Source organism: Streptomyces sp. 351MFTsu5.1, assembly GCF_000383655.1.
Taxonomy (GTDB): domain Bacteria; phylum Actinomycetota; class Actinomycetes; order Streptomycetales; family Streptomycetaceae; genus Streptomyces; species Streptomyces griseorubiginosus.
The window spans coordinates 241787-260287 of sequence record NZ_KB911777.1 but is presented as its reverse complement, the minus strand read 5'-3'; the positions used below and the strand labels follow the sequence as shown (position 1 = coordinate 260287).

The window sequence follows — 18501 nt, the reverse complement described above, 5'->3', positions numbered from 1 at the left end:
TCACCGTTCCTTGACCAGCGCCGCGTACGCGCCGCCGCGCGCCACCAGCTCCTCGTGCCGCCCGCGCTCCACGATCGTGCCGTGCTCCAGTACGACGATCTCGTCGCTGTCGCGCACGGTGCTGAGCCGGTGCGCGATCACCACACAGGCACAGCCGCGCCTGCGCAGGTTGTCCATGACGACCAGCTCGGTCTCCGCGTCCAGCGCGCTGGTCACCTCGTCGAGGACCAGGATGCTGGGCCGGCGCACCAACGCCCGTGCGATCTCCAGGCGTTGGCGCTGACCGCCGGAGAAGTTGCGCCCGTCCTGCTCCACCCTGCTGTGGATGCCCCCGGGCCGCCGCACCACCACGTCGTACAGGGCCGCGTCCTTGAGCGCGTCCACCACGGCCTCGTCCGGGATCGACGGGTCCCACAGCGCCACGTTGTCGCGGACCGACCCCTCGAAGAGGAACACGTCCTGGTCGACGAAGGACACCGAGGAGGCGAGCGCACCGCGCGGGATGTCGTCCAGGCGCTGTCCGTCGATGCGGATCACGCCCTCCCAGGGTGCGTACAGGCCGGAGATCAGCCGGGAGACGGTCGACTTGCCGCTGCCGGAGCCGCCGACCAGTGCCACCTGCTGGCCCGGGCCGACGGTCAGGTCGAAGCCGGTGAGCAGCGGCTTGTCGAGCGGGTTGTAGCCGAAGGTGATGTTCTGGAGCTCGACATGGCCGTGCAGGCGGCGCGTCGAGTCGCCGGCGCCGGGGCGGCCGTAGAGCGGATCGGCCTTGAAGTTCTCCACGTCCTTCAGCCGGGCCACGTCCGCCGCGAAGTCCTGGATGCGGCCCGCCACACCGTTGAGGCGGGTGATCGGCGCGGTGAACCGCGTGACCAGGGCCTGGAAGGCGACCAGCAGACCGACCGAGATACCGCCCTCCACGGCCCGCATGCCGCCGATCCACAGGATGAGCGCGCTGTTGAAGGTGGCCAGCATCGGCGCGACCACTCCCAGCCAGGCGCTCGGCACCCCGAGCTTCTGCTGCTCCTCCAGGGTCGTGGCGTGCTGTCCGGCCCACTTGCGGAAGTAGCCGTCCTCGCCGCCGGTCGCCTTCATCGTCTCGATCAGCTGGAGACCGGTGTAGGCGGTGTTGGTGAGCCGGGCGCTGTCGGCGCGGAGCTTGGCGGTACGCGTGGCCCGCAGCCGGATCACGATCCGCATCGCCACCACGTTCAGCAGGGCCACGCCGATCCCGACGAAGGTGAGCTGCGGGTCGTAGGTGTAGAGGAGGAGCGCGTACAGGACGACGACCACCGCGTCCACGCCCGCCGCCGCGAGGTCGCGGGCCAGGGTCTCGGCCACCTGGTCGTTGGACTGGAGCCGCTGCACCAGGTCGGCGGGGCTGCGCTGGGAGAAGAACGTCACCGGCAGGCGCAGCAGATGGCGCAGGAAGCGGGCGCTGGAAAGCGTCGAGGAGATGATCCGGCCGTGCAGCAGGTTCGCCTGCTGGAGCCAGGTCAGGGCGAGGGTGAGGGCCACACAGGCCCCCATCGACGCGAACAGCACCCCGAGCAGCGAGGTCTGCCCGCCGATCAGGAACATGTCGATGTAGGTGCGGGAGAGCGCGGGGGTGGCCGCGCCGACCAGCACCAGCAGCAGGCTCGCCAGGACCGCGGCCGGCATGGTGCCCGCGGTGCCGCGCAGCCGGGCCGGCATCGCGCCCAGCACACCGGGCTTGCGGCCGCCCTTGGTGAAGCCCTCGCCGGGTTCCATCACCAGGACGACACCGGTGAAGCTGCCGTCGAAGTCCTCCATCGGGACGAACCGGCGGCCCTTGCCGGGGTCGTTGACGTAGACCCCGCGGCGGCCGAACCGGCGCCCCATGCCGTCGTAGACGACGTAGTGGTTGAACTCCCAGAACAGCACGGCCGGGGTCTTCACCTCGGCGAGGGCGGCCGTGTCCATCTGCATGCCCTTGGCGGTCAGGCCGTAACTGCGGGCCGCCTTCAGGAGGTTGCTGGCGCGCGAGCCGTCCCGGGAGACTCCGCAGGCGATCCGCAGCTCCTCCAGCGGGACGTGCTTGCCGTAGTGGCCGAGGACCATCGCAAGGGAGGCGGCGCCGCACTCCACGGCCTCCATCTGGAGAACGGTGGGCGTACGGACCGTCTTCGACTTGCCCGTGGGGACCGGGCGTTTGGGCGGGGCGGAGCGGCGCCTGCCGCGGGTCTCCTGTGCGGTGCTCACGGCAGCAGCCAATCGACGGGGCGCTGATCGGCCAGCCGGATCGAACCCGAGGCCACGGTCATGGAGGTCAGGGCGAACGGGGGCCCGTCGGCGGACGACCACTTGTAACCGCTCTTCGTGCCCTTCGACTTGTCCAGCTTCACGAGCACGGCGACCGGACGGCCGTCCTTGGTGAACTGCTCGCCGAGCTGGCTGTCCCCGAGGAACGCGGCGATCTGCTGCGCCGACTGGGCCGAGCGGTCCACCGACTTCACACGGCCGCGCAGCACGCCGTACTCCTGGGTGGGCACCGAGGACACGGTCAGGTCCACGGCCGCGTCCTCGGGTATGGAGGCCGCGTTCTCGGCGGGCACGTACACCGTGGCATACATCGGGTCGTCGGCGTGGGCGACCTTCTCCACGGCGGCGACGTTCGCGCCGGTCGAGATGATCTGCCCGATGGTGGCCGCGAGCGCGGTGATCCGGCCGGCGGCGACCGTGCGCACGACGGTGTCCCCGTCGGCGGTACGGACCTTGAGCACCGGGGAGTCGGCCGGCAGCCGGACGCCCTCCTTCGCGATCACCTGGGTGACCTGCCCCGCGACGGGGCTCTGGAGGATGTAACTGCCCTGCCCGTGCGTGAGGATGGCGGGTGCGCTCACCGTGGAGGCGACCGAGCCGGTCACGGCCCACACGGACGCGGCGGCGACCACCACCACCGTCACGGCCATCACGAGCCAGCCCTGCGGACGGGCGAAACGCACCGGAAGGTCGAGCTCCTCCGGCGACTGGAGCTTGGCGAGGGCCTGTTGGCGGAACTGCACGCGACTATCCCTCACCTCGAGATGTTTCCGAGCACCCGAAAGTCCCGGAACCGCCGGTTTGCGGTCCGGGACGGGTCGACCACAAGAGTGTGATCAGATCGCAAGGAGTGCGATCAGAGGCCGGCGACCAGGCCGGTGACCGGGGCGGTGTTCAGGCCGGTCACACCCTCGACGGTGCCGACGGCCGTGTTGACCAGGCCGGAAACCGGGGCGACGCCGTCCACCAGGCTGGTGACGGTGCCGAGGGCGTTCAGCTGCAGGCCGCCGGAGACGTTGTCGAGGTCCGCGTCGGAGATCTCGACGGTCTCAACCTGGGGGGTGGAGTTCATGATGGAACTTCCCTTCGTATGGGTATTTCACAAGGGGGAGCGGCCCCCTCTGGGGGACAGATGACGGCCGCATTCGCATGGCGCCGAATCCCGTTTCCGGGAGCCCCGACTGCCTTGCGGTGCGATGGATCAAAGCACGCCGCCGCTCTGCCCTTCCAATCAACCACCCGCCTCACCAGGGAACTTGAGTCACAGAAGCCTTCATCCGTGCAGAATTGCGCACGCCTTGGTGCCCACTTCTTCACATGTGGTGTTGCGGTCCTGTGTACGGACCCTTGTCGCCCACGAGGCGAATGCGACACACCTCGCCAATGTCATGAGCGGCGCCGGGCGATTGTGCAGAACTTCCGTCTCCAGTGGCCCGGTTGCGCATTCGGTGTGCAGATTCGCTGAAGAGGGGATTCGGGGTGCTCCGCACAACGGAGCGCATCCGCCCGCTCGCTGAGCGTGTCAGCCGAGCAGTGCGTGGACCGTGCTCGCCCGAGCCTGGTGAGGACCGCCGTGATCAGGACATCCGAACCGGTCACCGCCCGTTGGAAGCTCGTGGACTGCTGCGCCGTCGTCATCGGCACGAAGGCACCCCGGGCGGCGGCCATCAGCGCCTGGCCGCCGAGCCCGCCGCCATCCCGGGCCGGCCTCGGTGACCAGGGAAGTCGCAGAACCGCGCGGTCGTCGCCGAGCGACTCGACCCCTCGGCCCGAGATCGAGGACCCACGGGGCGAAATTGTCGGCGAGGACCTTGTCGGTTTCGGCGGGCGTCATCGCCATATGGGGGGTTCTTCCCGTCCACAGCCCGCCCACAACCCGCGCGGTATCGCCCGTGGCCGAATCGGCATGGCAATCCAGGCGTAAAGAAACGGCATTGAACGCACCGCGCGCACCGCCCGTACCCATGGCCATCCAGGCGTCCCGAACAGAACAACTGCCGTACGGCGGTACAGACTCCGGTCCCCCAGGAGGTCGAGAAGTTTGAGTCACAAGCGAATTCCGAAGCGCAAGGCCGCGTTCGCGGCAGGCACCGTCGTGGCGCTCGGAGCGGCCGCGATTCTGCTGCCCAACGCCAACGCGTCCCAGGACGGCCCGTCGAACGACGCGGCGGCCGTCGCGCCGAAGCCGCTGAAGGCGACGGACGCCTCGGACCTCGCCTCGCAACTCGAGAAGCTGCTGGGCGACGCCTTCGCCGGGTCCTACTACGACGCCGACAGCCGGCAGCTCGTCGTGAACGTCGTATCCGGCGACAACAACGTCGTCGTCCAGGCGAAGCAGGCCGGCGCCAAGGTCCGGGTGGTCGACAACAGCCTCTCCGAGCTGGCGGCCGGCGCGAAGACCCTGAAGGACGAGGCGACCATCCCGGGCACGTCCTGGGCCGTCGACCCCAGGACGAACAAGATCCTGGTCACCGCCGACAGCACGGTGACCGGCGCCAAGTGGAACACCCTCGAGTCGACCGTGAAGAGCCTCGGCTCCGACATGGCCACCATCAAGAAGTCGGCGGGCACCTTCAAGACCTTCGTCTCCGGCGGTGACGCGATCTTCGGCGGCGGCGCCCGCTGCTCGCTCGGCTTCAACGTCACCGCGGGCGACGGCAGCCCCGCCTTCCTGACCGCCGGTCACTGCGGGGTCGCGGCCGAGCAGTGGTCGGACTCCGAGACCGGTCAGCCGATCGCCACCGTCGACCAGGCCACCTTCCCCGGCGACGGCGACTTCGCGCTCGTCAAGTACGACGACCCGGCGACCCAGGCGCCCAGCGAGGTCAACGTCGGCGGCGGCCAGACCGTCGCGATCAACCAGGCCGCGGACGCCGAGGTCGGCTCCCAGGTCTTCCGGATGGGCTCCACCACCGGGCTCGCCGACGGCCAGGTCCTCGGACTCGACGCCACCGTGAACTACCCCGAGGGCACCGTCACCGGCCTCATACAGACCGACGTCTGCGCCGAACCCGGCGACAGCGGCGGCTCGCTGTTCACCCAGGACGGCTCCGCGATCGGTCTGACCTCCGGTGGCAGCGGCGACTGCACGGTGGGCGGCGAGACCTTCTTCCAGCCGGTGACCACCGCTCTCCAGGCGGTCGGCGCCACGCTCGGCGCCGGTGACGCGGCCGGCGGCGCGGGCGGCGACCAGGCCGGCGGCGGGGAAGCCGGTGCCGGTGCCGGTGCCGGTGACGAGGCGGGTGCGGGCCAGGAGGCCGGTGCCGGTGGCGACGCGAGCGCGAGCCCGGGTGACGAGGCCGGCGCGGGCCAGGAAGTCGGCGGCGAGCAGGCCGGCGGCGACGTGATCGGCGGCCAGGACACGGGCAACGGCCAGGACGCCGGTAACGGTCAGGACGCCGGCAATGGCCAGGACGCCGGCAATGGCCAGGACGCCGGCAACGGCACCGGCGATGCGGGCCAGTCCCACAACTGATCCCGCCCCACCGCACCACACCCCGAACCGGCCGCGTCGGCAGCGGTCCCCCCACACCCACCTGCCCGCTGCCGACGCAGGCCCGTACGAACACCTCCCGGCCACACCGCGGTTCCCGGCCCGGGAGGTGCGACGGTCCGGCCCTCCGGCGGGAGGGCCGGACCGTCGCGTCGTTCCACGGACCGCCCCCGTGTCGTGACGGCCCGTCAGCCGTCCGCCCGCAGCAACAGCAGCGCCACGTCGTCGCTCCGCTCCCGCGCCGCCGCGCCACGGTGCACGAGTTCGTCGGCGAGTTCGTCGAGCGGACGGTCACCCGTCTCGGCGAGCTGCCCGCCCAGTTCCGCGAGCGCGTCCTCGATGTCGACGCCGGGTGACTCGATCAGACCGTCGGTGTAGAGGGCGAGGACACAGCCCGGGGTCAGCTCCACCTCGGTCGTCGGATATCCGGCCGCGCCGTCGACCCCCAGCAGCGGCCCGCCGGCGAGGTCCAGCACGCGCACCCGGCCGTCCGGCCGCCGGAGCAGCGGCGGCGGATGCCCCGCCCGTGCCATGACCGCCCGCCCCCGCTCCGGATCCAGCCGCAGGTACAGACAGCTGGCGAAGAGGTCCGCGCCGAGGTCGATGAGCAGCCGGTTGGTGGAGCGCATGACCTCCTCCGGCGTCTGGCCGACGGTCGTGTACGCCCGTACCGCGGTCCGGATCTGCCCCATCAGCCCGGCCGCCGTCACGTTGTGCCCCTGCACGTCCCCGATCACCGCGGCGGCCTTGCCGTGCACCGGCACGAGGTCGTAGAAGTCACCGCCGATGTCCATGCCCTGGGTCGCCGGCAGATAGCGGGCCGCCGCCTCGATGCCGGGCAGCACGGGCAGGGTGTGCGGCAGCAGAGCCGCCTGGAGGCCGTGCGCCAGCTGGTGCTTGGCGTCGTACAGCACGGCCCGCTCCAGGGCCTGGGCGATCAGCCCGCCCAGACTGGTCAGCACCGCCCGCTCGTCCGTGGGGAAGGGATGCCGTTCCGTGTAGGCCAGCACACAGGTGCCCACGGGCCGTCCGGAGGCGATCAGCGGCAGATACGCCCAGGCGGCGAACCCGTCGGGGGTGGCCTGCCGCCCCGGGTACAGGCGCTCCAGCTGCTCACGGGAGTCGAAGAACGCGGGCACGCCGGTGGTCAGGGCCTGGGTGCCCGGAGTCGGTTCGGTCAGCGGCAACCCGTCGAACCGCTCCACGACCCGCGCGTCGGGGTATCCGCGGTGCCCCAGCACATGCAGCCGCCCGGCCCGGGAGCCGAGCACGACCAGCGCCTGGCTGCCCACCGCCGGAGCGATCTCGTCCGCCACCAGCTGCACCACGTCCTGCACGCCCACCGCCTCGGTCAGCGCCCCGGCCAGGCTCAGCACCTGCGAGATCGTCACCAGCCGGGCCGGCGAGTCGCCGGGCCGCGGCCCGGACCGGTTCATCTCCGCCACCGCCCGGGCCCGGGTGATCCGCACGCTCAGCCCGGTCGTGCTCGGGTACAGCCGGAACGACAGCCAGTCCCCGGGCGGCCGCAGCGCCACGAACGACGTGCTGTGCTGACTGATCAGCGCGGCCCGGTAACGGTCCTCGTAGACAGGGTCGTTGAGCCAGGGCACCGTCGCCCACAGCTGCGAGCCCAGCAGCTGGGAGACCGGCACACCGATCAGCTCGGCAGCCGCCGCGGTGGCGAAGGACACCCGCCCGTGCAGATCGAGCGAGCACAGTCCGTACGGCAACCGGGCCACCATCCGTGCCGCCTCCACCGTGCCCAGCGTCCCGGCCGGGCCGCTGACCGGTGCCGCGCCCAGCAGATCCGGTTCGGTGTGCGGCGGCACACTGTCCTCCACGGCCCGCTCAAGTCGCACCGCGAGCCGCCCGCAGGCCGCGATCAGATGGTCCCGCTCCCGGTCGGACAGGTCCGGCGGGTGCGCACCGGGCCAGGTCACGAAGACCGCGCCGTACACCTTGGACGGGGTCGCCACCGGGACGGCGGCCAGCGCGAAGGGATACGGCAGCACCACCGCGATCCGGGGGAAGCGGCGGGCCATCTCCTGTTCGCCGCCGACCCATACCAGCCGCCGCTCCCGCGCCGCCTCGGCCACCGGGATCGGCGCGCTCAGTCCCACCCGCTCCCAGGGGGCCGCGAACGCCCGGGGCAGGCCCGCCACCACCGCCATCTCCAGCACCGGTTGGTCGGCGGCCAGCAGATAGACCGCGCCGGAGTGCGCGTGGACCTCGTCCATCATCGACGCGAGGGCCAGGGAGAGCAGGGGGCGTCCCACGCGGGTCCGGGCGCTCGCCGGCGCCGGGGCCGACGTATGTCCGTCGGACACGCCGACCACCTCCTCGCACGGGGCGCGTCCCCCAGGGGCGCGGGCCGCTGTCGCGAGCCGGGCTCCCAAGGATCAAATCTCCCCCCTCCCGGCGCGTCCCGCACGGCGAGCCCGCACCCGTGCGGGCACACGGGTGCCCGTGCGACGGCGAGGAGGCCCGCGTACCCGCTTCGCCCCCGGCCATGCCCCCTCAGTCGAAGCGCACGACGGCACACGGGCGCCCTGTGTGCGCCCCCGCGCATCCTGATGGCCGATTCCTCGCGCCCGAGAGCGGTCCGGGACACGAACAATGGGGCACGCGTTCATGACCACGAAACCGAGCGGCGAGTCAAAGGGGACGAGCAGTGATCCAGGTGCTTCTGGTGCACGACGCAGGTCTGGAGAGATCGGTACTGGCGGAGTGGCTCCGCCGGGAACCGGACCTCGGAGTGTTCGACACCCCGTGGCACACCGCGCCGAGCCGCCTGCGGTCCGTGCGTCCGGACGTCTGCGCGGCCGACCTCGAGTGTTCGGACGCGTACGGCATCCCGCCCCTGGGGGAGTTATCCATGCGCGAGCCGGACCGTAGTCCGCCGCGCTTGCTCGTGATGGCCAGCGCCAACCGCCCCGGTCTGCTCAAGCGGGCCGTCGAGGCGGGGGCACTCGGATACGTGGACAAGGAGGGGGCGGCACCGGAGCGGCTGGTGCGGGGGATCCGCCGGGTCGCCGAGGGGAAACGTTTCGTCGATGACTCGCTCGGCTTCGGGTTCCTCCAGGCCGCGGAGATGCCGCTGACCAGACGGGAGCTGAGCGTGTTATCCCTCGCGGCCGAGGGGGCCTCCGTCGCGGAGATCGCGGGAAGCCTGCACCTGTCCCACGGGACCGTGCGCAACTACATGGCCGCCATCACCCGCAAGACCGGGGCCCGCAACCGCATCGACGCGATCCGGATCTCGCAGGGGCAGGGCTGGCTCTGACGGTGGTACGGCCGGACGGCCGCCGACGAGTTCGCGGTACGCCGGGGACTCGCGCACCAGCTCGTCGTGCGTGCCGTACGCCGTGCGCGGGCCGTCCATCAGCAGCACGTGCCCGGCGCGGCGGGCCGAGCTGATGCGGTGGGCGACGACGACCAGCGTCGTCCCCGGCCGCTCGGCGAAGGCCCGCTCGGCGCGCTCCTCGGTCCCCGGGTCGAGGTGGCAGGTCGCCTCGTCGAGCAGGACCAGGGGGGCGGGTGACAGATAGGCCCTGACCAGCGCGACGAGCTGGCGCTCACCCGCGGACAGCGCGGCCGGGTCCACGCTCGCCCCCGGCCCGCCGAGCGCTTCCATCAGCGGGGCCAGCCCGACCGCTTCGGCGGCCGCGCGGAGCTCGGGCTCGGGCACCGGCCCCTCGCGGAGGTGGGCGAGGTTCTCGGCGAGGGTGCCTGTGTGGACGTACGCCTCCTGCGGGATCAGCACCCGCCGGGCGGCGGCACCGGGGGAGGGCACGGGATGCCCGAGGAGCCGGATCCGCCCGCCCGTGGGCCGCAGCAGCCCGGCGACGAGAGCGGTCAGCGTGGACTTCCCGATCCCGCTGGGCCCTACGACGGCCAGGTGGGCCCCCGGCGCCAGGGTGAGGTCCAGCCCGTCGACGACGCGGGTGGCGGTGGGGCCGTAGGCGAAGGAAAGCGAGGTGAGCTCCAGGGCGGGCGTCCCGGCGGACGACGGCGGGGCGGCGGAGGCGCGTGCCGTGGCCGCCGTGACGCGAACGGCGCCGGAACCGCGATCGGCTGTCCGGGTCGCCGGATCCGGGCGCCGGCCCGGCCCGCCCGCCCACCGCCCGGGCCGTATGCCGACGCCGGGGCCCGACACACCGCCCTCCGTGTCGGCGCGGGGCGGGTCCACCGGTGACACGGGATGAGAGGTGGAGTCGGCTGCCCGCCGGGACCGTGCGCTTGAGGCGGGCTCGGGGTGGGGGTTCGTGTCGTCGGCGTGCGTGTTCTGCCGCGGTGCGGAGTCGTCGATGTGCGGGGGGTTGCGCTCGGCTGCTTTCCGGGCGGGGCGGGGCGAAACGTGCTCGGGGTGGGGATTCGGCTCGTCGGCGTCGGCAAGGGGGACCGGGCCCGGTTCGTCCTCCAGCGTCGGCTCGCGGATCAGGCGGCGCAGCACCACCACCAGCCTCGACCCGCTCGTGCCCAGGCCGTGGACCAGGTTGTGCAGGGCGGGGAGCAGGGACTGGGTGACGTAGGCGAGGGCGCCGACCAGGGCGCCCGTGCTGACGCCCCGGGACAGCAGCCAGGGGGTGCAGACCAGCAGGAGCACGATCGGGAGCTGGCCGCCGAGGGTGAGGGAGGCCACGCGCAGGACGGACCAGTGGGCGAGGGAGTACGCGGCCCGCTGTTCCGCCTCGACGAGTCGTCCGGTGTGCTCGGCGACCCGCTCCTCCGCGCCCGACGCGGTGATGTCCCGCAATCCCGGGCAGACCCTCCCGAGACCGTCGGCCAGGGCCTCGTCGGCGACCAGGAACTCCTCCTGGCGCCGGGCCAGCGGCCGCAGCGTGGCCGCGAACAGGCCCAGTCCGGCGGCCAGCGGCGGCCCGACCACCAGCAGGAGGAGCGGGTCCAGCGAGGCGAGTCCGACGACCGCCCCGACCGCGGTGAACACGAACGAGCGCGACACCATCACCAGCCCGGCGAAGGTGTCCCGCGCGATCTCCACCTGCTGGGTCAGCCCGGACAGCGCCCCCGGGTCCGCCTCCCGCACGCCCCGCGCGACGACCCGCCTGACCAGCGCGTCCCGCAGCGGCTCGACCAGCGCGGCGACGGCGGCGTACACCCGCACCGTCCCGAACGCCCCGACCAGCACGCCGAGCCCTGCCACCGCGAGCCACCCCAGCCCCACGCCGGGCCGTCCGGCCAGGAACCCCTCGTCGAGCGCGCGGGCGGGCGCGTACCCGGTGAGGAAGGTCTGCGCGGTCTCCAGCACCGACCACCCGCCGAGCCGCACGACAACCCGCCACCGGGCCCGCAGATACCGCAGCCCGCGGGCGGGGACCCCGTCGCTCACCGCCGCGCCCCTCGCCGTGGTCATGCCGGCCCCCCGTTCGGGGCGTCCAGGCCCGCTGCCTCCCCGCCCGCCCCGAACACCGCCCGGTACTCCGCCGCCCGCCACAGCTCCGCGTGCGGCCCCACCGCCCGCACCCGCCCCCCGTCCAGCCATGCCACCGCGTCCGCGCGGGCCGCCGTCGCGGCGCGGTGGGCGACCAGGAGCCGAGTGCCGGGCGTCGCGTGGCGCACGAGGGCCTCGGCGATGCGGGCCTCCGTCACCGTGTCGAGGCTGGAGAGGGCGTCGTCGAGCACGAGCAGGCGGCCGCCGTGGGCGAACGCCCGGGCGAGGCCGAGCCGTTGGGACTCCCCGCCGGAGCGCGGGGCGTCGGCGACGAGGGTGTCGTAACCGTGCGGCAGGCGGCGGACGAATTCGTCCGCGTGGGCCGTGCGGGCCGCCCGGCGGACTCGGGCGGGGGAGGGCTGGGGCAGACCGAGCCCGATCTCCTCCTCCAGGGTGCCGCCGAGCAGGGCGGGCCGCTCGAAGGCGTAGCCGATCGCACCGCGCAGCTCGTCATGGGTGAGCTCGCGCAGCGGCACCCCGTCCAGCAGCACCTCGCCGGAGTCCGGGTCGGCGAGCCGCCCGGCGACGGCGGCGAGCAGCGACTTGCCCGCCCCGGACCGGCCCACCACGGCGAGGGTGGTGCCGCCGGGCACCACGAGGTCGACGCCGTCGAGCACGGCCCGTCCGCCGCGCAGGGCCGTGACGCCCCGCAGTTCAAGGCGTCCCGGGCCGGGTGGCAGCCTGCGGGTGCCGTAGGCGATGGCGGACTCTGCCAGGACCTCGTCCAGGCGGCCGGTCGCGGCCCTGGCCCGGGCGAGACCCGCGAGCTGGCCCACCAGGACGCCGACGCCGGCCGCGAGGACGGCGTACCGGGAGGCGGCGAGGACCTCGCCCACCGTGACCAGGTGCCGGGCGAGCAGGACGCCCGCGGCGGCCACGACGCCGAGCTGGAGCAGCGGGGCGATCGCCACGGACTGCCCCGAGGCCCGGCCCTGCACCCGCCACATGCGGTGGCCGGCCGCGGACAGCTCGGGCAGCGGGCGCAGGACGCGCGCGGTCTCGCGGTCCTCCGTCCCGGCGGCCCGGATCGTGCGGTGGCCGCCGACGGCCTCCGACAGCGCCTGCGCGATCCGCCCCTGCACCTCCTGGTAGCGGGTCACGCACTCCCGGGTGTCGCGGGCGAAGGCGCGCAGCAGCAGGGCGAGGACCGGCGCTCCGGTGAGGAACACGGCCGCGAGCCAGGGGGAGATGAGCCCGAGGGCCACCACGGCGCCGACCGGGCCGGCGAGTGCGGCCGGCAGGGCGGCGCGCGCGGCCGGTGCCGTGCCGGCCTGGGCCGCGTTGCCGACGAGACGTGCGACGAGGTCCCCGGGCCCGAAGCGGGCTGTGGCGCGCGGGCCGACGGCCAGGACATGGCCGGTGAGACGGCGGCGCAGCCAGGAGGTGGCGCGGGCGGTGACGGTGCCGCCGAGGACGGTCTCCGCCACGTCGAGCAGGGCGAGCAGCAGCACGAGGGCGGCGCAGGCCAGCACCCAGCGGGTCGCCGGTTCCCGGGCGAGCAGCAGGTCGAGGGTGCGGCCGAGTGCGGTGGGCAGCAGCAGCGCGGCGCCGGTGGAGGCCGTGCTCACCAGGCACAGGGCCAGGCAGCGGCCGGGTGCCGGTCCCAGGAGGCGGCGCGGGGCCAGGGGGCCGTGCGGGGCCGGCGGGCCGTGCGGGGCCGGGGGCGCGGTGCTGGTCGTCATACGGCGGCCTTCCCGAGGTGGGCAGGACCCCGGGCGGCCCCTCCCTCGTGGGAGTGACCGCCCGGAGTCATGGGCGCACGGTGTCCGTCAGAGACAGAGCGTGACGCTCGCGGCGCTGACGCAGGACAGCAGGCTCAGCGTGCTGTTGGCGCCGCCGCCGGTGTGCTCGTCGGACTCCATCGTCTGCAGGTCGAGAAGTGCCATCTCGTTTTCCTTTCCTCGGTGTCGTCCACCCGTGGGGACGGGGTTGGGTCACGGCTCCGTCAGGTCGCGGAACCGCGTATCGGGGGCCGCCGGAGCGGCGGCAGGAACGGCAGGTGCGCGGTGGCGGGAGCGCCGGGGGCCGCGGGGTCCCCGTGCGCCTCCTGGACCTCCTGGGCCGCGCCGAGCGCGAGCAGGCACCCTGCCGTTCCGGTGCCCAGGTCCATCGACAGACGCATCATCTGGTGGCCTGGGAAGGCCAGTTGGCCCTGGTAGTCCATGGCGAGCCAGCCGAGACCGTCGATCTGTTCGGCGAGCCGCTCCCGGCCCGCGCCCGGCGTGTCCGTGCGCGCGAGGTGCAGGATCATCCCGGCGCGGCCCTGGAAGAGACCGGGCTGCACGTAGAAGCGGCTGGTGGCGGCGGTCAGTATCCCGGCCCGCGCCCGCTCGAACTCCCCCTCGGTGTCGGCGCCGTGGGCGAGGAAGTCGTCCAGCACCATCCCGATGCCCGCGCTCCCCTCCCCGAGGTAGGGCAGCGTCCGCCAGCCCTCGTCGACCTCGAGCGAGCCGCCCGGATGCGTCACACAGCACTCCAGGTCCCTGCGCAGCGCCACCTCGGCCGCCCTCAACAGCAGCGGCTCACCGGTGCGTTCGTACTGCCGCAGCAGGAACAGCGCGGGCCCGGTCCAGCCCCGCAGCAGCCCCGCCCGGCGCTTCCTGGGCGAGTCCGGCAGGGGCTGCGTGAGCCGCCGTACGAGGACGTCGGCCGCCTCGGTCGCGCGGTCCCGCAGCTCCGACTCGCCTGTGGTGTCGGCCAGTTCGCCGAGGACCAGACCGAGGCCCGCGAGGCCGCCGTGCAGGTCGGCGGAGAGGTTCTGCCAGCGTTCCGCGAGGATCCGCCCGACCAGATCGAGGGCACGCTGCCGGTGGCCGAGCCGGTCCAGGACGTGGGCCACGCCCGCGAGGCCGTCGTAGAGCCCGAGCGGGGTGCCCGTGGGCGGGGGCGCGGTGCGCTCCAGGAGCCAGCGCTCGCCCTCCTCGTACCGCTCGGCGCCGATCGCCTCCAGTGTGTACAGCACGCCGGCCGCGCCGTGCGCGAGTCCGAGGCCGCCGCCGTCGTTGAACTGGGTGATGTCGCCGGGGAAGAGCCGGTCCGTGCGCTCGGGGCTCGCCGAGGCGAGGATCGCCTTGACCATGGAGTCGCGGCTGTGGGGCCAGTCGCCCGGCTCGACGAAGGCCGTCGCGGCCAGGGAGGTTCCGGCCCTCGCGGGGTCCGGGGGAGCGATGTCCCGGGTGATCTCCGCGACCGCCTCGTCCAGGAACTCCTTGGGCACGTCCGGGAACTGACGCAGAATCACCTCGGCCAGGTGGGCCGCCTTGCCCCGGTCCACCACGAACAGCGTGGTGACCGGCAGGAACAGGGCGATCCTGAGACAGGCCAGCGCGTAGCGGTCGACGTCCACGCCCTTGCGGTCCGGCGGGGCGAAGAAGCCGGGGTGGGCGACGACCTGGCGGCCGTTCTCCTCGACCGGCGCCGCCGCCTCGAAGTCGAGCAGGGACACCGACTCCTCGTCGGGGCCGACCATGATGTTGAAGACGTGCAGGTCGTTGAAGACGATCCCGCGGGCGTGCACCGCCTCCACGGCCCGCTGCACCGCCCCGTGGATGCGCACCGCCCACGCCGTGTAGTCGGCCACGGCCTTCGGGTCGGGGTCCGGACCGAGCAGCGGATGCCGCTCGGCGAAGAACGAGTTGAGGGGGCGCCCCTCCAGGAAGTCCATGACGAGGAACCGGTGGTCGCCGAGGGTGAACCAGTCCCGCACCTCGGGCACCACGCCGGTGCCCGCCACCCGCTCCAGGGCGTCCTTCTCCCGCTCCAGCCGGGCGATCGCGTCCGCTCCGTCCGCGGCGAGCCCGGCGTGCGGCCGGCCCTCCTTGAGGACGACCTTGCGACCGTTCCGGGTGTCGGTGCCGGTGTAGACCCCGCCGCCGTTGGAGAAGTGCAGCGCCTTCTCGATCCGGTACGGCAGCTCGCCGACCGTCGTGGTGTTGCGGGCCTCCAGATGCGGCTCCAGGAAGTCCGGGAGCGTCACCCAGTCCGGCACCTGGAAGGACGGTTCCCGCCGGTCCGGCACCAGAGTGCCCTCGCCGTTCCGTACCGCCGGCACCAGCGAGCCCCGCTCGTCGACGACGAAGGTGCGCGCGAACGCGCCGTAGCGGACGTACAGCGGGCCCTCGTACCAGCGCAGGTCGGTGAGGATGTACGGCCCCTCGAAGCCCTCCAGGAGCTTGCCGAGCTCGCGGAGCACCTCGTGCAGCTGCTCCTCGTCGGCCGGGTAGATCGTCACGAACTTGCCGCTGGTGTCGCGGGCCGCGTACTTGGTGTTGCGCAGGTGCAGCAGGTGGGGGGCCGGGACGAACTTGAACGAGATGCGCCGGGGCACGCAGTAGTCCCACACGATCGCGGCGATCCGGTCGGCGTTCTCCCGGGTGGCCGAGGCGTGGATCTTCCAGCCCTGCGAGGGGCCGGGCGCCGGCCTTCCGTCCGGACCGAGCGGCGTCAGCGTCAGCCAGTCACCGATCCGTGCCGCGTCCCAGCCGTCCGGGACCGCCCGGCGCGCCGTCTCGTAGCCGGGCGCCCTGCCCGCCTCGCCCGCCACGCCCGCCGAGATCCGGTCGGGCGTCTCGTAGAAGTGTCTGTCGGCGAGCGCGTACACCTCGTAGCGCTTGTCCATGTGTCCCCCTCCTTGGCCCGCCACAGAGCCTTCCAGCGCGGCACGGCCACGGACAGTCACGGCTGTCACGAGATCGCCGTGCGGAACGCATGGGTTTGGAAGTGTCAGGAGGGGTACGGGCGCGGCCCCCGCGGATACCCCTCGGAACGCCCACAGGGGCTGCGCAGGTGCCGTATTAGCGCTGTAATGGCGAAGTGGTGAGTGAGGGCGCTGCGGGACGCGGAGCGAGAACGCTGCGTGCCGAGAACGCCCTGGCCTCCCTCACGCACAGTCCCGGAGCACCGGAACGCCTGCACCGTGTCCTCGAACAGGCGCTGGTCTTCGCCGGGGCGTCCTTCGCCGCCGCGTACACGCCCGGCGACGATCAGGACCTGTTGGTCCTCGTGGAGGCCGCGGGCGTCCCCCGGACGGTCTACGGGCTGCGCGACAGTTACGACGGCTCCGGCGGCTCACCGCTCGCCGAGGCGCACCGCTCGGGGCGGCCCCTCTTCCTCGGCTCCGAGGAACTCGCGGCCGGCGCCGAGTCCGGCGGAGTTCCGCCACGGGAGGTCCACCTGGCCGTGCTGCCCGCGCACGGCAGCGACGGCCGGGCCTGTCTGCTCGCCGTCAGCGAGGCCCCGCGCGGCTTCGACGACGAGGACCGCAAGTGCCTCGAACTCATCGCCGACGCGATGGTCTGCCCACCCCCCGCCGCGGCCCCCGAGGACGGCGAACCGCCCGCCGACGCGTTCAGCCTCGCCATGGACACCGGCCACATCGAGGTCGGCGACCAGATCCTGGACCTCTTCGGCATGAACCGGGCCGACTTCGACGGCAAGGTCGAGACCCTCCTCGGACGCACCGTCCCCGAGGACCTGCCGTCCCTGATGTCCCTGTTCGAGGCCGGTCACATGTCCCTCGGCGACCGCGAGCTGGAGTTCCGCGTCCTCCAGCCCTCCGGACCGCCCAGGTGGCTCCGGCTGCGCGGCCGCATGCTGCCCGGCGGCGAGGGCCGGCCCGCCCTGCTCGTGGGCACCGTCGCTGACGCCTCCACCCTGCGCTCCGACGTCACCGACGTGGCCCGGGTCCAGCGGCTGGCCGCCGCCCTCTCCACCGCCGGCACCGTCCGCGACGTCAGCCAGGCCGTCGTCTCCGCCCTGCGGGCCCCGCTCAGGGCCGACCGCATCGCCCTCGCCGAGCTGGAGAACGACCGGCTCGTCGTCACCGTCCTCGACCCGCCCGAGGCGGAGTCCTGGCCCGAGCTGTGGCGCCTGGAGTGGCGCGGCGAGTGGCCCGAGGCGCCCGTACGGGCCATGCCCACCCTGGCCGGCGCCCTGCGCGAGGGACGCGCCCAGATCTGGCCCGCCGGCACCGTCCTCGAACCCGCCCTGGCCGACGTCGGGCCCGGCGGCCTCGCCGTGCTCCCGCTGCCCGCCGCGGGCCGCATGGCGGGCGCCTGCCTCATCGGCTGGGACACCCCCCACCACTTCGGCCCCGACGAACGCGCCCTGCTGACCGCCTCCGCGGGTCTCGCCGGACAGGCCCTGATGCGCGCCCACGCCCTGGACGCCGAGCACGAGCTCGTCGGCATGCTCCAGCGCCAGCTGCTGCCCCGCAGGCTGCCGGAACTGCCCGGCGCGACCGCCGTCGCCCGCTATCTGCCCAGCACCGCCGGGCTGGAGCTGGGCGGCGACTGGTACGACGTCATCCCGCTGCCCGACAACCACGTCGCCCTGGTCATCGGCGACGTCCAGGGGCACAGCGCGGCCGCCGCCACCCTCATGGGCCAGATGCGCACCGCCCTGCGCGCCTACGCCGTCGAGGGCCACCCGCCCGACGTCGTCGTCGCCCGCGCCAACCGGCTCCTCATGGACCTGGAGACCGACCTCTTCGCCACCTGCACCTACGTCGACCTCGACATGGAGGAGGGCACCGCCTGGTGCGTCCGCGCCGGCCACCTCCCGCCGGTCCTGCGCCACCCCGACGCGAGCACCGACATCGCGGAGTCCGACGGCGGCCCGCCGCTCGGCGTGACCGCCCAGGCCGACTTCCCGATGACCCCGCTGCGGCTGCGGCCCGGCACCCTGGTCGCCCTGACCACCGACGGACTCGTGGAGTCCACCGAGGCCGACATCGACGAGGGCATGGCTCGCTTCGCCCGCGAACTGTCCCTCGCCGACCCCGCCCACCTCGGTCTCGTCGCCGACGCCCTGCTCGGCGGAGCCCGCCGCAGCGACGACGTCGCCCTGCTCCTGCTGCGCTACGACGGCATGGCCACCCATCCGCTGCGGGACGGCTGGACGGTGTGGCGCGTCCCCCAGGCCGCCGGTCACGCCCGCCGCTTCACCCGGCGCGTCCTGCGCGGCTGGGGCGTGCGCGGCGAGCCCCTGGACACCGCCCTGCTGGTCGTCTCCGAACTCGTCACCAACGCCCTCGTGCACACCGACGGCCGGGTCCGCCTCGACCTGACCCTGGTCGGCCCCCGGCTGCGGATCTCCGTCACCGACTCCTCGCCCCGCACCCCCGCCAAGCCCACCAGCATCGGCTGGGAGGCCACCGGGGGCCGCGGTCTCCTCCTCGTCGAGACCGTCTCCGCGACCTGGGGCACGCTCCCGGTCAGCGGCGGCAAGCAGGTGTGGAGCGAGATCGCGGTGGACCTCTGAGCAGGGGTACCCG

At 73.6% G+C, this 18501-nt stretch carries 10 protein-coding genes and 2 pseudogenes; 3 read left to right on the top strand and 9 right to left on the bottom strand.

The window, feature by feature from the left end; all coding sequences use genetic code 11:
* The 4 genes and pseudogenes from H295_RS0107755 to H295_RS47845 all read right to left on the bottom strand — a co-directional run.
* Positions 1 to 2223, bottom strand: a complete 2223-nt coding sequence (locus tag H295_RS0107755; RefSeq protein WP_020134778.1) for an NHLP family bacteriocin export ABC transporter peptidase/permease/ATPase subunit — start codon at positions 2221 to 2223, stop codon at positions 1 to 3.
* A complete protein-coding gene (locus H295_RS0107750) occupies positions 2220 to 3026 on the bottom strand; it encodes an HlyD family efflux transporter periplasmic adaptor subunit (RefSeq protein WP_020134777.1) in 807 nt (268 codons plus the stop codon). Before H295_RS0107750 ends, H295_RS0107755 begins: the two co-directional genes overlap by 4 nt.
* Before the next feature lie 113 nt (positions 3027 to 3139).
* Positions 3140 to 3355 (bottom strand): hypothetical protein, encoded by a 216-nt coding sequence (locus tag H295_RS0107745; protein ID WP_020134776.1) that lies wholly within the window; start codon positions 3353 to 3355, stop codon positions 3140 to 3142.
* A gap of 476 nt (positions 3356 to 3831) precedes the next feature.
* A pseudogene (locus H295_RS47845) lies at positions 3832 to 4123 on the bottom strand (thioesterase); the annotation flags it as partial.
* Between the two features lie 201 nt (positions 4124 to 4324).
* On the opposite strand from H295_RS47845, the gene H295_RS0107740 reads away from it, so the two are divergent.
* Positions 4325 to 5758, top strand: coding sequence for a S1 family peptidase (locus H295_RS0107740; RefSeq protein ID WP_020134775.1), 1434 nt, complete (start codon positions 4325 to 4327; stop codon positions 5756 to 5758).
* Positions 5759 to 5964: 206 nt separating this feature from the next.
* On the opposite strand, the gene H295_RS0107735 is transcribed toward H295_RS0107740, so the two are convergent.
* A complete protein-coding gene (locus H295_RS0107735; protein ID WP_020134774.1) occupies positions 5965 to 8112 on the bottom strand; it encodes a SpoIIE family protein phosphatase in 2148 nt (715 codons plus the stop codon).
* Between the two features lie 539 nt (positions 8113 to 8651).
* On the opposite strand from H295_RS0107735, the pseudogene H295_RS48555 reads away from it, so the two are divergent.
* A pseudogene (locus H295_RS48555) lies at positions 8652 to 8975 on the top strand (LuxR C-terminal-related transcriptional regulator); the annotation flags it as partial.
* Here H295_RS48555 and H295_RS48550 read toward each other — a convergent pair.
* The 4 genes from H295_RS48550 to lanKC form a co-directional block, all read right to left on the bottom strand.
* The gene (locus H295_RS48550; RefSeq protein WP_020134773.1) at positions 8898 to 11150 is read right to left on the bottom strand and encodes an ATP-binding cassette domain-containing protein; all 2253 of its coding nucleotides are present in this window, start codon (positions 11148 to 11150) and stop codon (positions 8898 to 8900) included. The pseudogene H295_RS48555 and the gene H295_RS48550 overlap by 78 nt on opposite strands.
* The gene (locus H295_RS0107725) at positions 11147 to 12910 is read right to left on the bottom strand and encodes an ABC transporter ATP-binding protein (protein ID WP_020134772.1); all 1764 of its coding nucleotides are present in this window, start codon (positions 12908 to 12910) and stop codon (positions 11147 to 11149) included. Before H295_RS0107725 ends, H295_RS48550 begins: the two co-directional genes overlap by 4 nt.
* Before the next feature lie 87 nt (positions 12911 to 12997).
* The gene (locus H295_RS0107720) at positions 12998 to 13114 is read right to left on the bottom strand and encodes a SapB/AmfS family lanthipeptide (RefSeq protein WP_020134771.1); all 117 of its coding nucleotides are present in this window, start codon (positions 13112 to 13114) and stop codon (positions 12998 to 13000) included.
* 59 nt (positions 13115 to 13173) lie between these two features.
* Positions 13174 to 15846 (bottom strand): class III lanthionine synthetase LanKC, encoded by a 2673-nt coding sequence (lanKC, locus tag H295_RS0107715; RefSeq protein WP_020134770.1) that lies wholly within the window; start codon positions 15844 to 15846, stop codon positions 13174 to 13176.
* 194 nt (positions 15847 to 16040) lie between these two features.
* Here lanKC and H295_RS0107710 point away from each other — a divergent pair, with 194 nt between their 5' ends.
* The gene (locus H295_RS0107710; RefSeq protein WP_020134769.1) at positions 16041 to 18488 is read left to right on the top strand and encodes a SpoIIE family protein phosphatase; all 2448 of its coding nucleotides are present in this window, start codon (positions 16041 to 16043) and stop codon (positions 18486 to 18488) included.
* Positions 18489 to 18501 lie beyond the last annotated feature (13 nt).